Here is a 19,281-nt window from a genome sequence, read left to right as displayed (position 1 = left end):
TCAGTCCTTCGAGGTGTACTGGATGCCGGCTGTGGTCAGCTCGTCGTGGATGACGCGCTGGTCGCGCGCGAGGTTTCGGGCCTGCTCGGCGGTGATCTTCCCGGCGACGACGAGGTCCTTGAGGGCGACTTCCATCGCCTGCATGCGCTCCTGGCGGCCGGGGCCGAGGAGGTACTGCTGGATGAGGTTCATGTCGTTCCCGCCGCCCTCCTTGCCGTCGCCGCGGAGCATGGTCGAGAACGTGCGGGTGTTGAACGCGATCTCCTGCGCCATGGCGAGGCCGCCCTGGATGCGGGGGATCAGCATCTGGACGACGACGCCGAGGAGCACCTGCGATAGGTGGGTGCGGATGAGCGGCTGCTCGTTCGGCGGGAACATCGAGATGAGGCCGTCGATGGCCTCGGCGGTCGAGCCGGCGTGCATGGTGCTGACGACGAGGTGGCCCGATGCGGCGGCGTCGACGGCGGCTCGGGCCGTGTCGGCGCTCTTGATCTCGCCGATGATGATGATCTTCGGGTGGGAGCGCTTGGCGTTCTCGAGCCCGACCGCGAACGACTTGACGTGCTCGCCGACTTCGCGCTGGTTCACCAGGGCCGTGCCCTCTGGGTAGACGTACTCGATGGGGTCCTCGAGCGTGTAGATGCTCGTGGGCTCGGTCATGTTCAGGTCGTTGACGAGAGCGGCGATCGACGTGCTCTTGCCGGAACCGGTCTGCCCGGTGAAGAGGAGGAGGCCTGCGGGGCGGCGGACGGTCTCGATGAGCGACGCCGGCAGCTCGAGTTCGGCGGTGGTCGGGATACGACGGGAGATGATGCGGAAGGTCATCGTCGTGCCGGCGTGCGTCCGACGGGCGGCGAGGCGACCGCGGTACTCACCACCGATGTCGAACGAGGAGTCGAGCTGGCCGGAGTCGCTGAACGGGTCTCCATGCGCGTGAGCGAACTCGTCGACGAGCTGGTCGATGAACGGCTGCGGGATGGTCGCCATGCCCTCGTAGGGCAGCGTCTGCTTGTCCTTCACGTACCAGAGCCCGCGCGACGGGGTGAGGTGGATGTCGGAGCAGCCCTCCGCGCCGAAGTAGTCGAGCATCTGCCCGACCTGCACGGCGGCCGGGCTGACAGCCCGCCCGTCGCTCGTCGTGGGCGCTGCCGTGGGGGCCTGTGTGGTGTCCTGCTCAGACGTCATGGCCGACGACCCTTCGTGCTTCTGCCTGGTTGGTGATGTCGCGCTTGATGAGCTGCTGGAGGTTGTCCTCGAACGTCGTCGACGTGTCGGCGGCGGCCTCGCGGATGGCGGCGCGGGACTTGTTCTCGATGAGCGCGTCGATGACCTTGTCGGTGACGCGGAGGACCTCGTGGATTGGGGTGCGGCCGTAGTAGCCGTTCCGGGCGATGTCGACCTTGCGGACGAGGCGCTGGCTGATGACGCCGTTGACCGCGTCGAGGACCGAAAGGGGCGAGTCCTCGGCGAGCTCGATGAGGCGCAGCAGGGCGGTGACGTTGTTGTTGGCGTGGATGGTGGAGACGACGCGGCGGCCGGCCTTCGCCATTCGGACAGCAGCGGCTGCGGTCGCGGCGTCACGGATCTCGCCGATGAAGAGGGTGTCGAAGTCGGCTCGGACGAAGAAGCGCATGACGTCGCCGAAGCCCATGCCGATTTCCTCGACGACCTCCATCTGCGAGACGCCCGGCAGGATGCGCTCGACCGGGTCCTCGACGGCGATGGTGCTGCGGCCGTCAGTGCCGATGGCCATGAGGCAGGCGTGGGCCGTGGTCGTCTTTCCTTCGCCGACGGGCCCAGCGATGATGGTCAGGCCACCGGGCAGGGCCAGCAGCTCCTGAATGGCGGCGACGTTCTCGTTCGTGGCGCCGAGGTCGCCGAGCAGCTTCATCGAGCCGGTCTGCGGCAGACGGAGAACGATCTTCTCGCCGCCGTCGAAGGTGGGAAGGAGCACCGCGCGCAGTCGGTAGTCGACACCGTCGATGGTGGCGGGGAACAGGCCGTCGCCGGGCACGCGCGAGGAGCTGGTGTCGATGCGCGAAGCGGTCTTGGAGCTTGTTCATGATCTTGCGGGCGTCATTGCCGAGGAACGAGAGGACGTCCTCGAGGTCGCTGTCCATGCGGGCCTGGATGCGGAGCTCTTCGGTGCCCTGCGCGCTGTTCCCGACGAAGACGAGGTGGACGTCGGAGACGCCGGCGCGGACCATGTCGGCGAGGGCGTTGTCGAGCCACTCGTCGGCTGGGTAGACGCCGACGCTCTCCTTGACCGGCGAGCGCAGGTTGACGGGCGCCGGAGCCTCGATGAGTTCCAGCTCCTTCGAGGTCGACTGCTCGTCGACGATGGGGGCTGCGTCGAAGTCGATGGGCGGCGCCGTGACGGGCTCCTCGACCGCGTGCGGAGCCGGAGCGGGCTCGACAGGCGCGGCCGGGGAGGCGTCGAAGGTGGGTGCCGGCGTCTCTTCGAGAGCAGCAGCGGGTGCCACGGTCGGGGTCGCCTGGTCGGTCTTGGCGTCGAACAGCTCGTCGGCTGGTGCGGGGACCCACGCGGTCGTGTCTGTCTGAGGCAGTGCGTCCCAGGCGCTCGGCGCGGTCGGGGCTTCCGCGGCAGTCTCGGCGACGGCGGGCTGCTGCGCCTCGAACGAAGCCCACACAGGGGAGGTCGCGGCGGACTCGGGCTGCTCGACGACGGCCTCCTCGACGGCTGGCGTGGCCCAGACCGGCGCAGCAGCAGCCAGCTCCTCCGGAGACAGCACTCGACGGCCCATCAGCTGGGCGAAGTGGTCGGTCGGCGGGGGCGTGGGCTCGTCAGTCATGTGGGCTTCCTGGGGTCGTGGGCGGGGGATTCACGTTCACCAAGGAGGCATGCGGCGAAACGAGAAGCGGCCGGAACGCAACCTCCGCAGAGGGCGTCCGGCCGCGGCCGCGGGAAGGTCAGCCGATGATGCGAGCTGCCTCGATGCACCGTTCGTGCAGGTAGTCCTCGGCGAAGGACTGGCATGCGTCGTCGTCCGTGGAGATGGGAGCAGGAGCGTCGCGGAAGTCGTGCTGGATGGTCTTGACGACCTCGACCCAGCCGCTCTGGGTCCAGACCTCGACGGTTGCCGAAGAGTCGCTGTCGTGTACGTCGTTGCTGAAGGTCGCGCGCAGGGTCTGTGTGCCCACGCGCTCTGTCGCAGGCAGGGTCATCGTCCGGGTCAGCCGGTACCCCCGCCCGGTGCGGGTAGAACGGTGCACGAAGTCCCCGGCGGCGGAGCTGTAGTAGCGGTCGGCAGCAGCCTGCGGGCCGACGCCCGCCCAGCTGGCGTCGTCGTTGAGGTCGGCGGCGGGGGAGAGGGTCGCTTCGGGTGCGCTCTGCATCTTGTCGGCGAACATGCCCCGGCTGCTGCGTGGGTGATCGGTCTCGGTGAAGGTCATGCCTTGCTACGTGTGCGGGCGGCGGCCGGCCGCTTCGCGGTGGCAGGCTTGCCGTTCTTCGTCGAGGTGGCACGCGCAGCCGCGGGCTTCTTCGGAGCGGCCTTCTTAGCCGCGGGCTTCTGGGCAGCCGGCGCCTTCTTGCGGGCTCGCGCGACGGGCTTGGCCACAGCGGCCGGCCGCCGCGCACCCCAGGACGGTGCCGCCTTCCCACCCGCGAAGTCAAGGGGCTCCGACACCGTTGCGACCCGGGCCCACTCCGCCAGGAACGCAGCGGCGATGACGGGATCGTGGATCTCGACCGCGTTCTCGAAGGACGACTCGGCGTTGACCGTGAAGTTGAACGATCCGGTCCACACAGCGACCGGTTGCCCGCCCTCGAGGCGGACGACGAACTTGTGGTGCATGAGAGGGCTGTTGGCCGTCCGAGCTCTAGGGATGTGCCCGGCGACCCGGACGGGCTCGATGTCGTCGTGCCCGGCGATGTCGGACAGCGGCGCGGGGAAGTCGCCGCGCCGGAGGCCCCCGGTGAGCCGGGCGAGGTTCGCTCTGCTGCGGACGGACGAAGCCTTGGTGTCGATCGAGCGGAGGTGCCACTCCTTGGTCAGCACCAGCGACACCGGCCGGCCTACGAGCGCGTCGACGAGGCGCGTGGACGTCACCCAGGCGACGCAACCGACGACGGCCTCGCTCCCTCGAAGGAACTCGCTGAGGGGGCCGGCGATGTCACCGAGGTGCGCGGTCGTGGCGCCCGAGCTCGCGCCGCGGCGGCGCCGGGTCCAGTCGTACGAAGACCTCGCCGGGGTTGGCGAGGTCAGCGAGTTGAGGTCGAAGGCGGGGAGGCGTGGCATCTCCGGTGAGACATGCGGCGCCCCGCCGCCGGTCAGTTGTGGCGGACGGGCACCGGCGAGTTCAGGGCGTCGAAGTCGACGCCGAGACGGCGTCCGTTCTCGGCCACCCGCGCGATGACCGCCTCGGGGCCAGCTGTGTAGTCGGTGCCCTGCCAGAGGGCGTCGAGCGTGCCGGCGTCGAGGTCGAGGTCCTCAGCCCACCGGTCGAGGGCGTCCGGCGCGGACTGAGGTCCGTACTCGCCCTGCGCGACCTCCCACCACTCGCGGCCGAGGGCCGGGTGGTCGTCGATCGTCACCTGGTGCTCGAGCACGACCTTCGGGAAGTCGTCGCTGTCGAACGACACCTCGTCGTCACGGTCGATGCCGTTGGCGCCGGCGTGCTGATCGAGGACCTCCTCGACGTCCATGTCCCGGGCGGCCGGCGACAGCTCGCCGATGCTCACCAGGTGCTCGACGAGCGCTCGAGGCGTGTAGGTGTCGGCGTGGAACGTGTAGAGGACCGGGGCGGTGGACGAGCCGGTCAGGGTCGTCTCCGGTGCGGACTGGGCCTTCGTGGTGAACTCGCCGGTGGTGGCGCGCGGGTGGTCGGACTCGGTGAACGTCGTGGTCATGGCCCGTACGTGTGCGGCAGCTGTGAGCCGCTACGATCGCGAGAGTGCCCGGGGGTCGGGTGCCAAACGTAGGGGGGCTCTGTGGGCATCAAGCAAAGCTTGGACACCTGGTCAGACAACAACCTGGCTGGGCCGACGCGGAAGACCGCCGTCTCGCTGGGCATCTTCTTCGGTGTTTCCGCAATCGTGGTTGGCGCCTGGGATGAAGGACTGTCCCTATTCCTTGGGATCAGCCGCTCGGTTTCGTGGGACCAGGTTCAAGACGTGGTCACGATCTGCCTCAGCTTGACTCTCGTGGCTGTCTCTACGTCCGGTTCGCGAGCCTTCTTGTCCGGCTTTATCCCGTTCGTAATTGGATTTGCAGTCTTCTTGCTGCCGAACATCTGGCCGGAGGACCCGGTCATCGAAGTCGGGGGATTGCAGACGGTGATGGTGGCTGGGGCCCTCGTCATGCAGGTCATCCTGGGCGCTGGAGATGGGCAAGCTCCGGCGGCTCCGTCGAGCCCGACGGCCGACATCGGACCTGACGCGGCCCGCGCACACGCGCGCAGCTGGATGACCTGGTGGCTACCCGGGCTCGCAGCCGTCTGCTACTTCACGAGCCTGTGGGTGACCTTCTTGGGCATCCAATACACGCGCGTGTTCATCGGGCACTTCTTCCCCTGAGTCGAGCCAAGGTAGGCAGTGCCTGAGACGACAGAAGACCGGGAGTGCCCTCGCGTGCCTTTCGGCTCAGTCCTCAGCACCCCCGAGCTGATGGACCTTTCGCGGTGCAGGCACTCCCGGCCTAGCCCCATGGCACCTTGCGGCGCCACAGAAGAGACATGCGGCGGAAATCGACGCTTCTCGGAAGTTCGTCGAAAATTACCTGGACGCCGCCAGAGCGGCCTCGCGGGCGCGCTCCTGGTGGGGCAGCGGGACGGCCGACGGGGCGGTGTGCCGGCTCGGGCAGCGGTGGCGGGCGCCAGCAGCGTTGAAGCGGCCGCACTTCGAGCACTCCTCCACCGGCGCGACCTTCGTGCCCTTGATGAGCCGGTTGTAGGCGGCGCCGATGCTGGTGCTGCGCCCGAAGGCACGAACCCGCTCGAGCGACGCCTTGTAGCCGTACGTCCGCTCGCCGATCTTCACGGCGAGGACACCCTGCTCACGGTCGTAGCCGGCGCCGGAGACGAACGAGTCGTGCGGGGTCTCCTGGATCTTCGCCCCGGCTGCGGCGATGCGCTCCGTGCGACGCTGCATCAGGTCGCCGGCCTCCGCCAGCGCCGTCGACGGGCGGCGAGCTTCGAGGACCGCGCCGACAGCCTCAGCGACCTGCAGGTCGTTGCCGCCGGGGAAGTTGACGCCCTGGGCCGACCACTCGCCGGGCCCGTTCTTCGTCACGCGGACCCAGCCGGAGATGTCTCCGCCGGGGAACGTCGCGGTGACGGGGACGTCGAAGGTCTGCCCGGTCTCCGCGGCGTAGCGCTTGATGGACGACGCGGACGGCATGCGGATGGAGACGTCCGGGCCGGCGTAGCGGACACGGTGGGTGCGACGCGCGCCGGAGAGCGACCGGCCGGCAGTGCCGGCGGGCGTGTAGTCGTCCGGCATCTGCGGGTAGCCGGTGGGGTCGGGGTGGTACTCGGCGCGGACGAAGTGGGAGTCCCACCAGGTGCCGACGTCCTTGCGGGTCGTGCCGGAGGCCTCGGCGCTGCCGGAGACGGCGGGGATGAAGCCCGCCTCGAGGAGGGCGTTATGCCGCTGCTCCCGCTGGGCCTTCGTGATGCCGTCGGCGCGGATGGACAGCTCCGGGGCGGACTGCGCCTTGTCGGTGAACTGCCCCGTGGTCATCTCGCGCGGGTGCGCCAGGGTGTCGAAGTTCGTCATGCCGTCTACGTGTGCGGCGGCCGGTAGACGCAGAACAGCTCCCCGCGACTCGAGTCACGGGGAGCTGTTCGGGCCGGGCAGCGAGCCGGTCAGGCGGCGACGAGCTCGCGGGCCCCGTCGAGGCTCTTGACGTAGTCGGCGATCTTGTCGGGGCGGAAGCCCGACCAGTGCTCGATGATGACGCCCTGGTCGTCGGTGTTGGTGACCACGGGCGCCTGCAGGTAGCCGAGGCTCTTCACCGTCTCGAGTGCCGCGTCGTCGGCGGTGACGTCGAGGACGTCGTACGCGAGCCCGGCGTTGTCGAGCGAGCGGTACGTCGAGGTGCACTGGACGCAGGAGGGCTTGGTGTAGACGGTGAGTGCCATGAGGGGACCTTTCGGGGTCGTCGGTGGTGCCCCGAGATGGTCGAGGCGGACTGAGGTGGTGAAGGAGGACGTGTGCGGCGCCGAGTGGCGGTCGTGGTGTTCTTCAACCCCCGCTGGTGCGGGGAGCGTCGTCAGGAGACGAGCGCTGTGGGTCGGGCGAGCGATGTGTCGACGAGGATGCCGAGCAGGTCGGCCCGTTCCGTGAGTGCCTCGATGAGCGTCCGCTCGTCGTTCAGGAGCCTCTGGTCTACGCGCACGGAACCGAGCTGCTTCGCGCGGATGTTGCGGGCATGCAGGCGGTTCCAGTGCCTGCTCGGATGGAGGTCCGGGTCTGCGTCCCAGAACGCCACAGTGCGCGTGCCGTCTCGTGCGTCGTCGGGGCCGGCCGAGATGGCACCGACCTGAGCCAGGTCGACATCGACTGCGTACCCGTCGGGCATGATGCGGCAGCCGACCGCGAGGACACGGTCGCCCTCGAGGGTGACGCGGACGCGCTTGGTGGCTCGCCTCTGCCGATGACCTGCTGTGGCGTCCTGGACTGCGTTGACGGCGTCGATGACGATCAGGACCCCGAGGGGCATCGCCGCTATGAGCGCTGTCCGCCACAGGAACGAGGCCGATGCCGCGAAGTCACCGGACAGGAGCCACGCCATGAAGGCCATGGTGGCGGCGAACAGGGCGCCTGCCACCGACGCCGCGACGAGGATCCCCCGCTCGTCCATCAGATGTCGGCGTTGACGAACAGCTGCACGAACCCGAACTTCTCGAGGGACGCCAGGAGCGTCGTCTCGTTCGTGGGGTCGATGTACTGGACGTTGCCCTCGATGCGTGGGTGACTCGTCACGGGGATGTAGTCGGTGCTCAGCAGCACGAGGGGAACGGGGTGGTCCCATCGGCTGTCGAACTCCTCGCCGGTGACGAGACCGGTCCCTCGCGGGCTCAGGAGGGCAGTGAGGACCGACTCCGACTCGCGCTCGGGCGCGAACTCTCCCGACTCGGTGACGGACGCCAGGACGGTCGCCTGCGCCTCCGCGGCGATGCCGGCCGCCATGTCGACACGGGCGAGGAACGCGAGAGTGTCACCCTCGTCGCCGGTGGCGTAGTCCGAGTAGCCCGACATCAGCTTCCCGACGAGCTCGGTGCGGGAGTCGGCGTAGATGGTGTCGTCGCCGACGAGCAGCGCGAACGGCCACGAGGAGCCGTCGGGTCGCGTGGGGGAAGGGGTGAGGTTCTGGGTCTGGTCGGTCTCGATCGCGGTAGCCAAGGGGCCTCGATTCTGTGCGCAGGGTGGTGGGCAGGGTTGTCGCCGACACCATGCGCGGCAGCCTCAGCGCCGACGCATCAAGTCCTGCGCGGTGGCCACTGAGTCGGCTCCGGGGAGGCGCTGGTGGGCATGCAGTAGAGGATTCCCTCAACGAAGTCGCTCTCGCACGACATCGGGATCTCCTCCCCGTCGACGACGAGGGTCCGCTCGGAATGGCCGCGGCGGGGTGATGTGTACGTGAAGTAGACGTTCGCCTCGTCGACCGACTGGCATGTCCGTCGCGAGGTCCAGACGCTGTGACGCTCGCACTCGCCGAGGTCGTGAACCGCGAGGTCTTCGTCGAGGTACTGCCAGCGGCCGCTGTTGTGCTCGTCGAGCTCGAGGACCGCGTGGGGGACTTCGAGGACGTCGTCGCGCGTGAAGGGGTCAGGGGCGCACGCCGAGAGGCTGGCAACAGCCGTCCCAACGAGCAGGACTGCAACGAGTGCGCGACGGCGTGATCCCATGCCCGTTCCCCTTCTCAGCGGTCGCCCCAGGACCGCGGTGCGACAGTACACCGGCGAATCGGGTCAGCTGGTCGGCGTCAGCTCGTCCCGGCGGCGTTCGTCTTCGGTGACCTGCTCGCGGGTGGGGATCCAGTCGTCGTGCATGCGGTGCTCCTCGTGGGGTGTGGGGTGTGCCGAGAAGACATGCGGCAGGTCTACGCGGCGGCCGCAGCCCGCTTCGCTGCCTGCTCCGCTGCCTTGAGCTCGTGCGCCGCAGCGGCGGCACCGCGGAGACGCGGCTCACCTCGCTCCGGCTCCTGTCCGAACCCACCCTCATCGAACTTCGAGCGCGGGCGCGGTCCCTCATCCTCCTCGAGCGACGGGGTGAAGCGGGAGATCTCCGACGCGGTCGGCTCAGGCCGGGTCGTCGTCGGGACGCCGAGCGCGGCGAGGTGCTTGAGGTAGTCGTCCGTCGTCGCGAAGAACGCCTTGAACACGCACGGCGCCTGCTGACCCTCGAGCTCGGCCGCAGCGACACCGCGGTTCGCCTTGGAGTCGTTCTGGATGTTCACCGGCACCTTCGGCACGGCGCGGGCGTCGGAGAACGCGTGGCCGCGCGCGGCGTCGTTCGGGTTCGCGCCGAACAGCAGCTTGTTGCCGAGGTTGATCTTGATGGTGGGCGGGACACCGGTGTTGTTCTGCGCCATCTGCGTGGCGAGGAAGATGTGCAGGCCGGCGAAGCGCCACTCAGCAGCGACGCGTCCGACGAGCTTCTTGAGGATCTGCTTCTCGAGGTTCGCCTGGATGGCCTCGGTGACCATGCTGTGGTCCTTGGGCAGCCCCTTCGGCACCTCCTCGAGGAGGAACAGAGCGGTCACCTCGTCGAGGATGATGGCGATGGGGCGGATGCCGAGCGACGTCGGCAGCTCCGTCCACTTCTGCACGCCGTGCTGCGCGATGAGCTCGGCGCGACGCTCGGCCTCCTCGATCGCCAGCGACATGGTCGCGACGCTGGCGCGGATGGACTCGCAGCCCCAGCCGCCCGGGCGGACGAGGTCGCGGAGGTACCGGAAGTCGGCGCTCTTGTGCTTGACGTCGACGATGCACAGCTCGAAGCCCCGGGAGAGCAGGCCGTACGTGAGGGCGTTGATGGCGACGGACTTGCCACCGTTGGAGATGCCGGCGACGCTGCCGTGCGCGGCGGCCGAGAGGTCGATCTCGAGCACGTCGCCGAGCTCCTCGCCCTTCCCGAGCTTCACGCCGATGGGGATCTTCGCCCACTTGCCGTCGGACGGGACGAGCGCCGGCACGGGGCGCTTGAACGGGTAGGGGATGGCTGGCGGGAACGTCGGCGGGCTCGCCGGGGTGATGCTCGCGGTGAGCTTCTGCGGGTTGGTCTTGATGTACCAGCCTTCGACACCGATGTCGGTCTCGACGGTCGCCTGCAGCTTGTCGTCGTGCTTGGCGGAGGAGTACTTGCTGGCGGGCAGCTGGATGTCGTAGCCGCCGTCAGCGCGGTCGCTGATCTGGATCTCCCACGGCTTCACGCCGAGGACCTGGGCGATGGCGCCGCGGGCCCGGACGGTGTCGTCCTTCATCTTCTGCATCGTCGCGAAGCCGAGGAACGGCTCGAACCGCGTCAGCCGCCAGCCGACGTGCTGCGACTCGAGCTTCGCGGCGACCTTGTCACCGTCGGCGGGCTTCGAGCCGCGTGGCAGGCCGATGTCCTTCGTCGCGGTGTCCGCGTCGGAGACCTCGGTGATGAACGTCTGGTGGGAGGCGGTCACGGTGTGCTCGCCGAGGTTCATGTTCTCGACGACCCAGCCTTCGCCGAGGTTGTCGGTGACCCACTTGTCGAGGATGCGGGCGTGCTTCTGGGGGTCGAAGGCGGCTGGCATCTTCAGCGTCTTCGTCTCGATCTTGGTGGGCATGCCCTTGAGACATGCGGCAAACGGGCGGCCCCGAGGAGGAGCCGCCCGTCGGCGGTGGTGCGGGCGCCGGCTACTTGCCGACGACTGCCTTGTAGCCCGCGGCCCGGTCGCTGTCGAGCTTCGCGGCGTCGGTGAAGCTCATGCTGCCGGGCTCGTAGTCGCGGACGCGGCCGGCCTTCCGCTTGAAGTCGTGCAGGTAGAACGAACCCGACTCGCTGGTGAGGAGGCCGGCGTCCGACGGGGCCCAGAAGTAGCCGTTGACGATGTTGTCGCTGGTCTGGATGTCGGTGGCGAAGAACATGCAGCCGGGCTCGGAGCCGTTGCCGAAGTCCGGTCCGTCCATGAGGTAGACCGCGGCGACGGAGTTCTGCTCGCCGGACCCGTCGTACTCGGGGATGCCGTCGAAGGTGACCGGCTCGGTGACGGGAACCTGCTCGACCGCCCCCTGGAAGCGAGCAGCGAGGGCGTCCTGGCCGCCGTAGTTCTTCACGACGCCGAGCAGCTTCCGCTCGGTGAAGTCGTACGCCTTCGTGCGGGAGCCCTTGCAGAGGAGGCGTCGTCGGCCGTCAGCGAGCTCGGCACCGGTGCCCTCGTGGATGTAGGGGATGCCGCGGTCGGACACGCTCATCACGGTGAGCTTCTGCATGCTGTTCTTGCCGGCCGTGATGAGCGCCTCGTACTCCTCGCGCGCGGCGTTGCTCTCCTCGCTGGTGAACAGCCGTGCCGCGGCGCCGACACGGGTGTTCACGTGCGCGTCGCCGCCGATGCTGATGAGGATCGGCTTCCCGAAGTCGATGGGCGGGTGGGTCTGCACCGACTCGAGCGTGTACTGCCCGCGCGTGCTCGACGACTCGACGGCGGCGAACACCTCCTCGGCAGGCGTTCCACCGGAGAGCGAGGTCTCCGGCTTCGTCTGGGCCTTCTCGGTGAAGGTGCCGTCCGCGACGCGCGGGTGGTCGGTCTCAGTGAAGTTGGTCATGGCCCGTACGTGTGCGGCCGGATCAGTCGGAGGGTGTCGACTCCTCGAAGCTGCCGCCGGACCAGTCGAACGTGTCGGTGCTCGGGCCGGGAGACGTACCGGTGTCGAGATCGTCGCAGAAGCGCACCGCCGCGGCGATGCTGTCGCGGGCGCCGAGCCAGGCGCGATCGCCAATGCGGGCGGCGTGCGAGTAGACGTTCACGACTACGACGTCGTGGCCTGCGCCCCAGGTCACCCGGAACCATGCCACCGGCTCGTCGGAGACGGTGTCCGCCAACTTGATGCGGGCGGTGTCGGTCCCTTCGAAGACGAGTCGGTAGCGGGGCATCGGACCAGCCTGACACAACGGCGCCAGGTGGCCCTACTAGTCGAGCGTGTGAGCCATTGACGTCAGCACGGTGCGTCGGCAAACATGGCGCCCATGTGGACAGAGTGGCTGGAAAATGTGCGGGCCGAGCGCGAGCAGAGGCGAGTCGATCGTGAGCAGGAAGCGACCCAACGGAAGGTGGCAGAAGAGCTGCGGCGGCTACCGATGGTGCTGGCGAAGCCCGGCCCCGACGACTGGCGGCATCAAGATGAGGCCGCCGCCGTCGAGGCCTGACAGCGCTACCGGTCGTGCTTGAGCAGGTACTTGCGCGACAGGACCTTCGTGGACGCGCGGGCGTTCTGGCCGCGGACGTCCATCGTGGTCGAGTCGAGGTCGCGCCAGACGACACCCTCAGCTCCGCGCCCGGGGGCGACGAGGGACTTGAGCATCTCCACCTGGGCGAGGGCTTCGTCGATGGTGGTCGGCTTCACGAAGTCGTAGACGGGGACGGCGACGTCGAGCACGGCCTGCGGCCAGGCGCCACGGGGGATCTCCTGCCCGTCGACGAAGAGCGTGAAAGCGAGGAAGCTGACCTGCTTCTGGTTCAGAGGGTTGCCCTGGATGCCGGGGCCGAACAGCTCGCCCTGCACGGCCGCGTGGTCGCCGAGGCTCCGCAGCAGGTCGTGGAGGCCGAGGTCGTCGGCGGTGAGCCACATGGCCGAGCCAGGCGTCCGCTCGAGGTCGTAGTTGCGCGAGGCGATGCCGTCGACACCGTCGCGGACCCAGACGGTCATCGAGCTGCCATCGACCTTCTCGGTGGCGCCCCAGCGACCGGGGCGGTCGAGGAACTCGGACTTGTTCTGGATGCGCTCCTCATCGGTCTTGCGGATCCACGAGGGGAACGTGCCGCGGGCCTCTCCGTTCAGCTCGGCCGGCAGGGGCGGGTCCCACTCCACGATGCCGAGGACCGCCGTGACGTCGTCGGCACCGACGACCTCGGGGAACTCCGCGAGGGGGAGCGCCAGGCCCTGCGAGTACTGGCCGCGGAGACGTGCGGTCTTGAGGACATGGCCGGTGTTGCCGTCCTGGTCGGTGCGGAGGCCGCGCGGGGCGAGGAAGGCGAAGCGAGGGTCCTCGGTGGGGACGAGTGCGTCGACCTCGATGTACAGGCAGTCGTCACCGGGCTGGAACTCGTCGCGCTTGACGACGACGTCCCATCCGCGGATGCGCGCGCAGACGATGGCGTCGGCGCCTTCGATTTCGCGGATGGACTCGATGGTCTCGATCGTCGCGAGCTTGCGCGACTCGGTCACCTCAGGGAGGGGCGTCGTGATGGTCATGACGGGGTCATGCGCGGCATCACGAAATCCGCAGCTGAACGATGAACCTTTCTGGCCCCATTTCGACCTCGTCGTCGTTGGCGATGCGCCATCCGAGCACGGTCAAGAGCCCGTCGACCTCATCAGCGCAGAGGTTCTGGGCTTCGTCGAAGTCTTCCCGACAGACGTCGGGGCCCATCGATCTCACACAGTGAAGCGAGAACGCATCCGCGTCGGGGTGGAACTCACACCAGAGGGCCGCCCAGGCAGCGCCGGGGAATGCTGCGCTCACCAGCACCTTGATGGCCTCCCTCCCGTCCTTCACCACGTCGGTCACCGCAGCTTCGGCTGCTGCTACGCGGCTGTCGAGGCGCGCTCGGAGGGTCTCAGATGTTGTTGGTGCGGTCATGTCGGTTCCATGCGCGGCACGCGTTGGTCACCGCCCGTCGACCGCCAGCAGAGCCTTGCCCCCTACGAACAGGGCGACGTCACCCTTCTCCACACGCTCGAGCGTCACCAGAACGCCCTCACCACTGACGTTGACGGCGACAGGTCCACCGTCGATCAGTCGCATGGCAGTCTCCTGGTCGATGTCAGCGCCGTACGTCTCCGAGATCCACGGACGCAGGCTCCCCGCGTACTCGCGGTTCGACTGCCCGTAGGCGCTGAAGGTGCAGACGACGAACGTGGCCAGGGACGCTACCAACCCGAGAATCACGACAGTCGGTACGACGATGAGGAAGTCGGTTGACGACGACCTGTGCTCGGCGATCAGGAAGACCGCGACGACGACGACAGTCAGGGCCGCCGCCGCCAGGGCGGGCCAGTAGGCGGAGAGGAGCGAAAGGTTGTCCTCGGTGTAGGAGGACAGGGTTCCGGGGTTGGCGACGGCGAGGAGAGTCATGCCAGCCTCATGCGCGGCGGCTAGAGACCCGGGCCGACTACCGAGACGGCAGCCGACCCGGAGCCCACGTCGGTACGCACGCTTTGGCCGTCTGTCGTCTGCCCTACCGTGGACACATGATGGTGATCTTGATCGACGCGAACGCCCTCGTCAGTCACGCGCGACTGAAAGACGCTATCTGGGAGCGCATGAGGACTGCCATCAGTCGAGGCACCCTCCGCGTAGTCGTCCCGAGGATCGCCGTCGTCGAAGCCCAAGCCCGCGTTCGAGCATCGAGCGCAGCTCTGGCGGAGACCGTTCGTAGATCAGCCGTGCAAGCCTCGCCCGAGGCCAAGGCGCACATTCAGCAAGGCGTGGATCTGATCCGAAGCGACGCTGAGACCTACGAGCTCGGGCCGCAACTGGAAGCGCTGGGAGTGAAGCTGCTTCCGACGGAACGAGTCAGCCACGACGAGCTCGCCGACCGTGCCGTAGGCCGCGTTCGCCCGTTCGACTCCTCTGGAGGCGGCTACCGCGACACACTGCACTGGTTCTCGTTCATGGAACAGCTGAGCGCGGGCCCCGCTCACAGCTACGTCCTGGTCAGCAACGACAACATCTTCTACGCCGGCACCAAGGGACCGGAAATGCTAGAGGCTCACGCCGACCTGATCGAAGAGGCCCGAGGTCGACTGGGTGTCAACGCTGACGCCTCGGTGAACGTCACGTTTGCCCGGAACTTGGGCGAGGTCACGGTCCCGGGTCAGTACGTGGGTGATCCCTTCGAACCCGAGCTCGACGAGCACTTCGCGTCCCAGGTGGCTAACATCGAGAGAGGTCTTGGAGGGGCGCTCTACACGCCCCCGAAGGCCTTCGGGCTGCACGACTGGGACGTAACGGAGCCCGGCTCTGTGTCCGATGCCGAGCTCGTGTCTGCCGTCGGCCGCAAGCTCGACGGGACTACGGACGTCGAGGTGCAGTTCGACGTCCGTGTCCGTGTCGGATACGACCTCACCAGATACGGGACAGTTGAAGGCGAGCCGTTCCCCGAGGTAGAGCGAGACTTTGAAGAGCGAGTCGTCCGTCTCACGGGCAAGGCACTCATCCCCGAAGCTGGCAGCCAGCACCTGACGCTGTCTGGTGCAGAAGCGAGGCCCGACGATCTTGCTCAGTCGACCGCAGGCCCTGACGCGGACCCGTTCGTGAGACTCAAAACCCCCTCGGCCCGCTCGTCCTTGTGGTCGCAGATCTGGCTCGACACCCAGCGAAACGTCGCGCTTTTGACCATCGAGAACGTGGGTGACCGGGCAGTCAAGGACCTCGACCCCGGCAAGATAGCGAGGGGTGCTGCAGCCTCGTCTTGGCTGGCTGCGAACAACGTCAGCTACGACGCGATGATGCGGGAGGCGAGAAGGGCAGGCACCCACGACCCCTTCTTCACGTTGGCCGTTGAGCCCAAGATGTCAGCTCAGTCGCTGGCTGAGGCTCAGCGCGCAGCGACGGATGGGGTTGGAAAGGGGTCAGCTGATGCGATGGCGGCAGCGCAGCGTGCAGCGACGGACGGCGTAGGCGACACGCTGCGGATCTTCCTCAGGGACGAGGCTGCGAAGGGCGCGCAGTCGGGGGAGCCAGAGGGGCCGGACGAAGACACGGCATAGCCGCTGGTGCTCGGCACCCCCAGAAGCCCGGGCCGACTACCGAGACGGCAGCCGACCCGGGCAGGTCACCCCAACGTGCACCCACAGCGAGACGCCGCGCCGCCGCTGCTTCACCAGCGGTGACCCGCACGCGCCGCAGCGCACATCGGGGTGCGCCATCAGCGGACCGTGCCTGCCTGCTCGACAGCTCGGCGGGCCTGGACCAGCGCGTCGTCGTAGCCGTCGAGGAGGGCGTAGTGGACGGCGTCGACTGCGGCGAGGTCGTCGCCGACGTGGCTGGCCGCCTGGTGCCGGGCCCACTGAGCGTCGAAGACGTCCTCTCGGCCGCCGGCGAGGTAGCCCACGACCTGCTCGGCCGGCGGCGGAGCGTTCACCTTCTTGCCCTGACGGTGCCAGGCGAGGACCGAGCCGCCACGCTTGACGATGGTCGGACCGTACGGGTTGTGGAGCTTGCCGTCGATGCGGAACTCCTGGTCGCCGTCGAGGGTCTCGACGGCGGGGCCGCGGTCGTTGTGGAGCTTGCCGTCGCGGAACCGACGAAGGGTGCCCTGCTCGTCGCAGGTGACCTTGTCCCAGCCCCCGCGCGCTGCCGCCTTGTCGACGTCGCCACCGTCCCGGAGGACCTCGGTGTTCGACTCGTCGGCGATCGACTGGGCCTCGGCGAGACGCGCCATTGGGGAGCCTGGGGCAGTTAGCCCGACCTCCGGGGCGCCCTGCGCCTTGTCACAGAACTGGCCAGTCGCTGCTCGTGGGTGCTGCCGCTCCTCGAAGCTGCTCATCGGATCGTCACCCGGATGGTGCGCCCGCCGGCTCGGATGTGCTCGAGGTGGTCCCCGGAGTATGAGCTGAGCTGGGGGACGATGTCCTGCTCGAGCGTGCGCACGGCAGGTGCCTCCTTGTCCCAGCTGAGGTAGTCGTCTCCTGCCCTGACTTCGGACAGGGCGTACCCGCCTCGGCTCTCGATGAACCACGCCTCCGTCGCTTCGGGGAACTCGACGCGGAGGACGTTCTCCGCGTGTGCCGCGGCGGCGGCGTGAAGCGACCGGTCCGCCCGGTCGATCTGCGCCTGCAGCTGCTCGCGGCTCTGGGCTGCGAGGCGCAGGTCTGACGCCGAACGCTCGGCCAGCCGCTCCGGCGTCGGGGGCAGCTCGATGGCGTAGTGGTGGTACGGCTTGTTGACGTGGACGGCGTAGCCCATGTCGACGAGCGCGTCGAGGGTCTTCGTGCCTCCGGCGCGCTGAGCGTCCTGGCCGAAGCCGTAGCGACCTCGTGCGAGGTGGGTGAGGGTGCCGAACTGCTGCAGCCGGCTGAGCGTCTCCTTCTGCGTCCGGGTCAGTACCGGCTTCTCCGGCGCCGCAGCGAGCGAGACCTCCGGGGCGCCCTGCGCCTTGTCGGCGAACTGACCAGTGGCTGCTCGAGGGTGTTCGAGCTCGTCGAACGTGGCGGTCATCGGACCTCCATCGCGTACTCGTGGTTGCGGTGCTCACCGTGACGAGTCGCGTAGGCGCTCAGCGTGTGCCAGTCGCGCAGGATGGCGGAGGTCTCGTTCAGACGGGTCAGACCGGTGTCGCCGATGTTGAGGCCGACGGGCGTTCCGTCCTCGGCTTCGAGACGAACCACGCGTGCCCATCCGCTGCCGTACGAGGACAGGATGATCCGGGCCGTATCGGGCGCGTAGTGCTTCGCGAGGACCTTGAGGTGCGCGGCTGCGAGGACCCGCTCTTCCTCCTCGAGCGCCTTGACGGCCGCGGCCGCGGCGGCCTTGCGGTCGGCGATGTCACGCATCGTCTTCCGCGAACGGCCGATGGTCAGCATCTCCGTCTCAGCCTCGGCGGAACCCAGGGACACCTCGGGTGCGCCCTGGACCTTGTCGGTGAAGGTGCCGGCGGCGGCACGCGGGTGCTCGTGCTCGACGAAGCTCACGCGGTCACCTCCGCGGCGGCGAGGGGGATGACCCGGTAGTCGCCGTAGTTCGACTCGATGTACTCGTCCCGCTCCGGCTCGTCGAGGCCGGTGGGATCCTCGCCGAAGTTCGACAGGAAGGAGGAGATGTTCTCCGGCTGGCGGTCGCCCTCCTCGCGGTCGAAGACGACGGTGTCGCCGACGTAGACGGTCGACAGCCGGTAGCCCTCGTAGTCGTCGTAGCTGCGGAAGGCCAGAGCCTCGGTCGCTCCCGGGTAGAGGGCGGCGATCTCCTCCTGAAGGGCCTCGACGGCGGCCGCGCGGACCTCCTGGTCAGCCTGACGCGCGGCCGCGGCCGCTGCGACGAGACGAAGGCGCGCGGGAGACGGTGCGGTGGCGTCGAGGGAGACCTCGGGGGCGCCCTGCGCCTTCTCGATGAACTGGCCGGCGGCAGCTCGTGGGTGCTCGGCCTCGGTGAATGTGGTCATGACAGCTACGTGTGCGGCGGGGGAGAGGAGGGCGAGACGGGGAGCGGGAAGGGGTGGCCGGCGGTGCGGGGAGCGGGGCGGGGAGCGAGCCGGGGCTACGCCGTGAGGTCGACCTCGTAGGTCCATGGGTGGGTCGGAGTGGTCAGCGGCGTGGTATCGGTGTCGATCATCTCGGCGAAGCGGAGGAGGTCGACTCGAACGTCGTGGGCCGGACCAGAGAAGCCGACAGCATCGAAGTCGAGGATGACATCGCCATCCGCGCCGACCAGCCTCGAGGGGACGAGCTCGTCACTGAACGTGTCCGGCTTGAGCTGCAGGCTCACCGCCGTCGGCGCGAGGTCGAGCGCGCGGAGGCGGAGCGCATCCACGAGCGCTTCCTGTCGACGTGCCTCGAGGGCTTCGATCTGCTCCGTGAGCTCCTTGACGTACGCGGCCGTGGACTGCGTCGTCAGTGCGGGTGCGCCAGTCTCGAAGCGCCACTCCGCGAACTGGCCGCCCGCGTCGCCTTCGTAGAGGCCCGCCCGCCCGTCGACGTCGTCGAAGTCGCGGAAGCTCGCACCGGCCTCCTTGACCAGGGTGGACAGTCGGCTCCGCAGGTCGTCATCGAGCTCGATGGGTTCGGCGCCGTCGTCGGGGTCGCCAGCGTAGGCGTTGTCGAAGAGGACATCGAAGGCTCGGTCGTGCGGCTCAGAAGACGGGTCCCACAGGATGACGCCGGCCTCCGTCGCGCTGGGCACGAGGTCGGAGACGTACTCGCGCATTGCGTCGACGGCTGCGGCTCGCACGACGTTCTCATCGGCTGAGGTTGCTGCCCGGAGCCTTGCCAGCTCGAGGTGCGCGGGGCCTGCTGGCTGGTAGTCGGAAGCGAGGCCCGCCTCCGGTGCGGTCTGGGCCTTCGTCGAGAAGGTCCCGTCGGTGCTGCGCGGGTGCTCGGTCTCGTCGAAGCTCGTCATGCCGACTA

Annotated in this window: 25 protein-coding genes; 4 read left to right on the top strand and 21 right to left on the bottom strand. The window is 68.6% G+C overall.

The features are described from left to right. On the bottom strand, positions 1-1,185 hold the full coding sequence (locus OVA02_RS11835; RefSeq protein ID WP_267658530.1) for a type IV pilus twitching motility protein PilT: 1,185 nt from the start codon (positions 1,183-1,185) through the stop codon (positions 1-3). Beyond that, positions 1,175-2,014, bottom strand: a complete 840-nt coding sequence (locus tag OVA02_RS11830; RefSeq protein WP_267658529.1) for a GspE/PulE family protein — start codon at positions 2,012-2,014, stop codon at positions 1,175-1,177. The genes OVA02_RS11835 and OVA02_RS11830 overlap by 11 nt, the downstream gene beginning before the upstream one ends. Before the next feature lie 19 nt (positions 2,015-2,033). Here OVA02_RS11830 and OVA02_RS11825 point away from each other — a divergent pair, with 19 nt between their 5' ends. Continuing rightward, entirely contained in the window at positions 2,034-2,942 is a 909-nt protein-coding gene (locus OVA02_RS11825; protein WP_267658528.1) for a hypothetical protein, read from the top strand. Here OVA02_RS11825 and OVA02_RS11820 read toward each other — a convergent pair. The 3 genes from OVA02_RS11820 to OVA02_RS11810 are packed head-to-tail and all read right to left on the bottom strand — an operon-like array spanning position 2,932 to position 4,873. Next, positions 2,932-3,414: a hypothetical protein gene (locus OVA02_RS11820; RefSeq protein WP_267658527.1), complete on the bottom strand. Its 483-nt coding sequence runs from the start codon at positions 3,412-3,414 to the stop codon at positions 2,932-2,934. The genes OVA02_RS11825 and OVA02_RS11820 overlap by 11 nt on opposite strands. Then, positions 3,411-4,262 carry a hypothetical protein gene (locus OVA02_RS11815; RefSeq protein WP_267658526.1) on the bottom strand — a complete coding sequence of 284 codons (852 nt, stop codon included), beginning with the start codon at positions 4,260-4,262 and terminating at the stop codon, positions 3,411-3,413. Before OVA02_RS11815 ends, OVA02_RS11820 begins: the two co-directional genes overlap by 4 nt. A gap of 32 nt (positions 4,263-4,294) precedes the next feature. Then, positions 4,295-4,873: a hypothetical protein gene (locus OVA02_RS11810; RefSeq protein WP_267658525.1), complete on the bottom strand. Its 579-nt coding sequence runs from the start codon at positions 4,871-4,873 to the stop codon at positions 4,295-4,297. An 81-nt stretch (positions 4,874-4,954) separates the two neighbouring features. On the opposite strand from OVA02_RS11810, the gene OVA02_RS11805 reads away from it, so the two are divergent. Next, entirely contained in the window at positions 4,955-5,539 is a 585-nt protein-coding gene (locus OVA02_RS11805) for a hypothetical protein (RefSeq protein ID WP_267658524.1), read from the top strand. Between the two features lie 198 nt (positions 5,540-5,737). On the opposite strand, the gene OVA02_RS11800 is transcribed toward OVA02_RS11805, so the two are convergent. The 8 genes from OVA02_RS11800 to OVA02_RS11765 all read right to left on the bottom strand — a co-directional run bounded on the left by OVA02_RS11800 (position 5,738) and on the right by OVA02_RS11765 (position 12,091). Then, entirely contained in the window at positions 5,738-6,739 is a 1,002-nt protein-coding gene (locus tag OVA02_RS11800; protein ID WP_267658523.1) for a hypothetical protein, read from the bottom strand. A gap of 89 nt (positions 6,740-6,828) precedes the next feature. Next, a complete protein-coding gene (locus tag OVA02_RS11795; RefSeq protein ID WP_267658522.1) occupies positions 6,829-7,104 on the bottom strand; it encodes a glutaredoxin domain-containing protein in 276 nt (91 codons plus the stop codon). Between the two features lie 131 nt (positions 7,105-7,235). Further along, positions 7,236-7,826 (bottom strand): hypothetical protein, encoded by a 591-nt coding sequence (locus OVA02_RS11790; protein ID WP_267658521.1) that lies wholly within the window; start codon positions 7,824-7,826, stop codon positions 7,236-7,238. Beyond that, a complete protein-coding gene (locus OVA02_RS11785; protein ID WP_267658520.1) occupies positions 7,826-8,368 on the bottom strand; it encodes a hypothetical protein in 543 nt (180 codons plus the stop codon). Before OVA02_RS11785 ends, OVA02_RS11790 begins: the two co-directional genes overlap by 1 nt. A gap of 77 nt (positions 8,369-8,445) precedes the next feature. Next, a complete protein-coding gene (locus tag OVA02_RS11780) occupies positions 8,446-8,874 on the bottom strand; it encodes a hypothetical protein (protein ID WP_267658519.1) in 429 nt (142 codons plus the stop codon). A gap of 194 nt (positions 8,875-9,068) precedes the next feature. After that, positions 9,069-10,784, bottom strand: a complete 1,716-nt coding sequence (locus OVA02_RS11775; protein ID WP_267658518.1) for an FtsK/SpoIIIE domain-containing protein — start codon at positions 10,782-10,784, stop codon at positions 9,069-9,071. Positions 10,785-10,854: 70 nt separating this feature from the next. Beyond that, positions 10,855-11,763, bottom strand: coding sequence for a hypothetical protein (locus OVA02_RS11770; protein WP_267658517.1), 909 nt, complete (start codon positions 11,761-11,763; stop codon positions 10,855-10,857). Positions 11,764-11,785: 22 nt separating this feature from the next. Next, positions 11,786-12,091, bottom strand: coding sequence for a hypothetical protein (locus OVA02_RS11765; RefSeq protein WP_267658516.1), 306 nt, complete (start codon positions 12,089-12,091; stop codon positions 11,786-11,788). A gap of 93 nt (positions 12,092-12,184) precedes the next feature. Between OVA02_RS11765 and OVA02_RS11760 the strand changes: the two genes are divergently transcribed. Continuing rightward, positions 12,185-12,364: a hypothetical protein gene (locus OVA02_RS11760; RefSeq protein WP_267658515.1), complete on the top strand. Its 180-nt coding sequence runs from the start codon at positions 12,185-12,187 to the stop codon at positions 12,362-12,364. A 5-nt stretch (positions 12,365-12,369) separates the two neighbouring features. Here the strand turns inward: OVA02_RS11760 and OVA02_RS11755 are convergent, their stop codons facing one another. From OVA02_RS11755 to OVA02_RS11745, 3 genes are read right to left on the bottom strand one after another with little or no spacing between them, the layout of a single operon-like run. Then, the gene (locus OVA02_RS11755; RefSeq protein ID WP_267658514.1) at positions 12,370-13,410 is read right to left on the bottom strand and encodes an RNA ligase (ATP); all 1,041 of its coding nucleotides are present in this window, start codon (positions 13,408-13,410) and stop codon (positions 12,370-12,372) included. 19 nt (positions 13,411-13,429) lie between these two features. Further along, the gene (locus tag OVA02_RS11750; RefSeq protein WP_267658513.1) at positions 13,430-13,798 is read right to left on the bottom strand and encodes a hypothetical protein; all 369 of its coding nucleotides are present in this window, start codon (positions 13,796-13,798) and stop codon (positions 13,430-13,432) included. Positions 13,799-13,825: 27 nt separating this feature from the next. Then, the gene (locus tag OVA02_RS11745) at positions 13,826-14,293 is read right to left on the bottom strand and encodes a hypothetical protein (RefSeq protein ID WP_267658512.1); all 468 of its coding nucleotides are present in this window, start codon (positions 14,291-14,293) and stop codon (positions 13,826-13,828) included. Between the two features lie 116 nt (positions 14,294-14,409). Between OVA02_RS11745 and OVA02_RS11740 the strand changes: the two genes are divergently transcribed. Next, on the top strand, positions 14,410-15,930 hold the full coding sequence (locus OVA02_RS11740) for a PIN domain-containing protein (protein WP_267658511.1): 1,521 nt from the start codon (positions 14,410-14,412) through the stop codon (positions 15,928-15,930). A 158-nt stretch (positions 15,931-16,088) separates the two neighbouring features. Here OVA02_RS11740 and OVA02_RS11735 read toward each other — a convergent pair whose 3' ends face one another. The 5 genes from OVA02_RS11735 to OVA02_RS11715 form a co-directional block, all read right to left on the bottom strand. Beyond that, the gene (locus OVA02_RS11735) at positions 16,089-16,604 is read right to left on the bottom strand and encodes a hypothetical protein (protein WP_267658510.1); all 516 of its coding nucleotides are present in this window, start codon (positions 16,602-16,604) and stop codon (positions 16,089-16,091) included. A gap of 101 nt (positions 16,605-16,705) precedes the next feature. Continuing rightward, on the bottom strand, positions 16,706-17,380 hold the full coding sequence (locus tag OVA02_RS11730; protein ID WP_267658509.1) for a hypothetical protein: 675 nt from the start codon (positions 17,378-17,380) through the stop codon (positions 16,706-16,708). Then, positions 17,377-17,853 (bottom strand): hypothetical protein, encoded by a 477-nt coding sequence (locus tag OVA02_RS11725; protein ID WP_267658508.1) that lies wholly within the window; start codon positions 17,851-17,853, stop codon positions 17,377-17,379. The genes OVA02_RS11730 and OVA02_RS11725 overlap by 4 nt, the downstream gene beginning before the upstream one ends. Continuing rightward, a complete protein-coding gene (locus OVA02_RS11720) occupies positions 17,850-18,320 on the bottom strand; it encodes a hypothetical protein (RefSeq protein WP_267658507.1) in 471 nt (156 codons plus the stop codon). The genes OVA02_RS11725 and OVA02_RS11720 overlap by 4 nt, the downstream gene beginning before the upstream one ends. A gap of 95 nt (positions 18,321-18,415) precedes the next feature. Next, positions 18,416-19,273 (bottom strand): hypothetical protein, encoded by an 858-nt coding sequence (locus OVA02_RS11715; protein WP_267658506.1) that lies wholly within the window; start codon positions 19,271-19,273, stop codon positions 18,416-18,418. Between the last annotated feature and the right edge of the window lie 8 nt (positions 19,274-19,281).

The sequence above is a fragment of the Frigoribacterium sp. SL97 genome (assembly GCF_026625765.1).
Taxonomy (GTDB): Bacteria; Actinomycetota; Actinomycetes; order Actinomycetales; family Microbacteriaceae; genus Frigoribacterium.
The sequence above is the reverse complement of the archived record's forward strand: the minus strand, read 5'-3'. Positions and strand labels throughout refer to the sequence as shown.

Excerpts from the sequence above, each read along its gene's own strand:
- OVA02_RS11835 (WP_267658530.1), bottom strand. The coding sequence starts at position 1,185 with ATGACGTCTGAGCAGGACACCACACAGGCCCCCACGGCAGCGCCCACG.
- OVA02_RS11825 (WP_267658528.1), top strand. The coding sequence starts at position 2,034 with ATGCGCGAAGCGGTCTTGGAGCTTGTTCATGATCTTGCGGGCGTCATT.
- OVA02_RS11820 (WP_267658527.1), bottom strand. The coding sequence starts at position 3,414 with ATGACCTTCACCGAGACCGATCACCCACGCAGCAGCCGGGGCATGTTC.
- OVA02_RS11815 (WP_267658526.1), bottom strand. The coding sequence starts at position 4,262 with ATGCCACGCCTCCCCGCCTTCGACCTCAACTCGCTGACCTCGCCAACC.
- OVA02_RS11810 (WP_267658525.1), bottom strand. The coding sequence starts at position 4,873 with ATGACCACGACGTTCACCGAGTCCGACCACCCGCGCGCCACCACCGGC.
- OVA02_RS11800 (WP_267658523.1), bottom strand. The coding sequence starts at position 6,739 with ATGACGAACTTCGACACCCTGGCGCACCCGCGCGAGATGACCACGGGG.
- OVA02_RS11795 (WP_267658522.1), bottom strand. The coding sequence starts at position 7,104 with ATGGCACTCACCGTCTACACCAAGCCCTCCTGCGTCCAGTGCACCTCG.
- OVA02_RS11790 (WP_267658521.1), bottom strand. The coding sequence starts at position 7,826 with ATGGACGAGCGGGGGATCCTCGTCGCGGCGTCGGTGGCAGGCGCCCTG.
- OVA02_RS11780 (WP_267658519.1), bottom strand. The coding sequence starts at position 8,874 with ATGGGATCACGCCGTCGCGCACTCGTTGCAGTCCTGCTCGTTGGGACG.
- OVA02_RS11775 (WP_267658518.1), bottom strand. The coding sequence starts at position 10,784 with ATGCCCACCAAGATCGAGACGAAGACGCTGAAGATGCCAGCCGCCTTC.
- OVA02_RS11770 (WP_267658517.1), bottom strand. The coding sequence starts at position 11,763 with ATGACCAACTTCACTGAGACCGACCACCCGCGCGTCGCGGACGGCACC.
- OVA02_RS11765 (WP_267658516.1), bottom strand. The coding sequence starts at position 12,091 with ATGCCCCGCTACCGACTCGTCTTCGAAGGGACCGACACCGCCCGCATC.
- OVA02_RS11760 (WP_267658515.1), top strand. The coding sequence starts at position 12,185 with ATGTGGACAGAGTGGCTGGAAAATGTGCGGGCCGAGCGCGAGCAGAGG.
- OVA02_RS11755 (WP_267658514.1), bottom strand. The coding sequence starts at position 13,410 with ATGACCATCACGACGCCCCTCCCTGAGGTGACCGAGTCGCGCAAGCTC.
- OVA02_RS11750 (WP_267658513.1), bottom strand. The coding sequence starts at position 13,798 with ATGACCGCACCAACAACATCTGAGACCCTCCGAGCGCGCCTCGACAGC.
- OVA02_RS11745 (WP_267658512.1), bottom strand. The coding sequence starts at position 14,293 with ATGACTCTCCTCGCCGTCGCCAACCCCGGAACCCTGTCCTCCTACACC.
- OVA02_RS11740 (WP_267658511.1), top strand. The coding sequence starts at position 14,410 with ATGATGGTGATCTTGATCGACGCGAACGCCCTCGTCAGTCACGCGCGA.
- OVA02_RS11735 (WP_267658510.1), bottom strand. The coding sequence starts at position 16,604 with ATGGCGCGTCTCGCCGAGGCCCAGTCGATCGCCGACGAGTCGAACACC.
- OVA02_RS11730 (WP_267658509.1), bottom strand. The coding sequence starts at position 17,380 with ATGACCGCCACGTTCGACGAGCTCGAACACCCTCGAGCAGCCACTGGT.
- OVA02_RS11720 (WP_267658507.1), bottom strand. The coding sequence starts at position 18,320 with ATGACCACATTCACCGAGGCCGAGCACCCACGAGCTGCCGCCGGCCAG.
- OVA02_RS11715 (WP_267658506.1), bottom strand. The coding sequence starts at position 19,273 with ATGACGAGCTTCGACGAGACCGAGCACCCGCGCAGCACCGACGGGACC.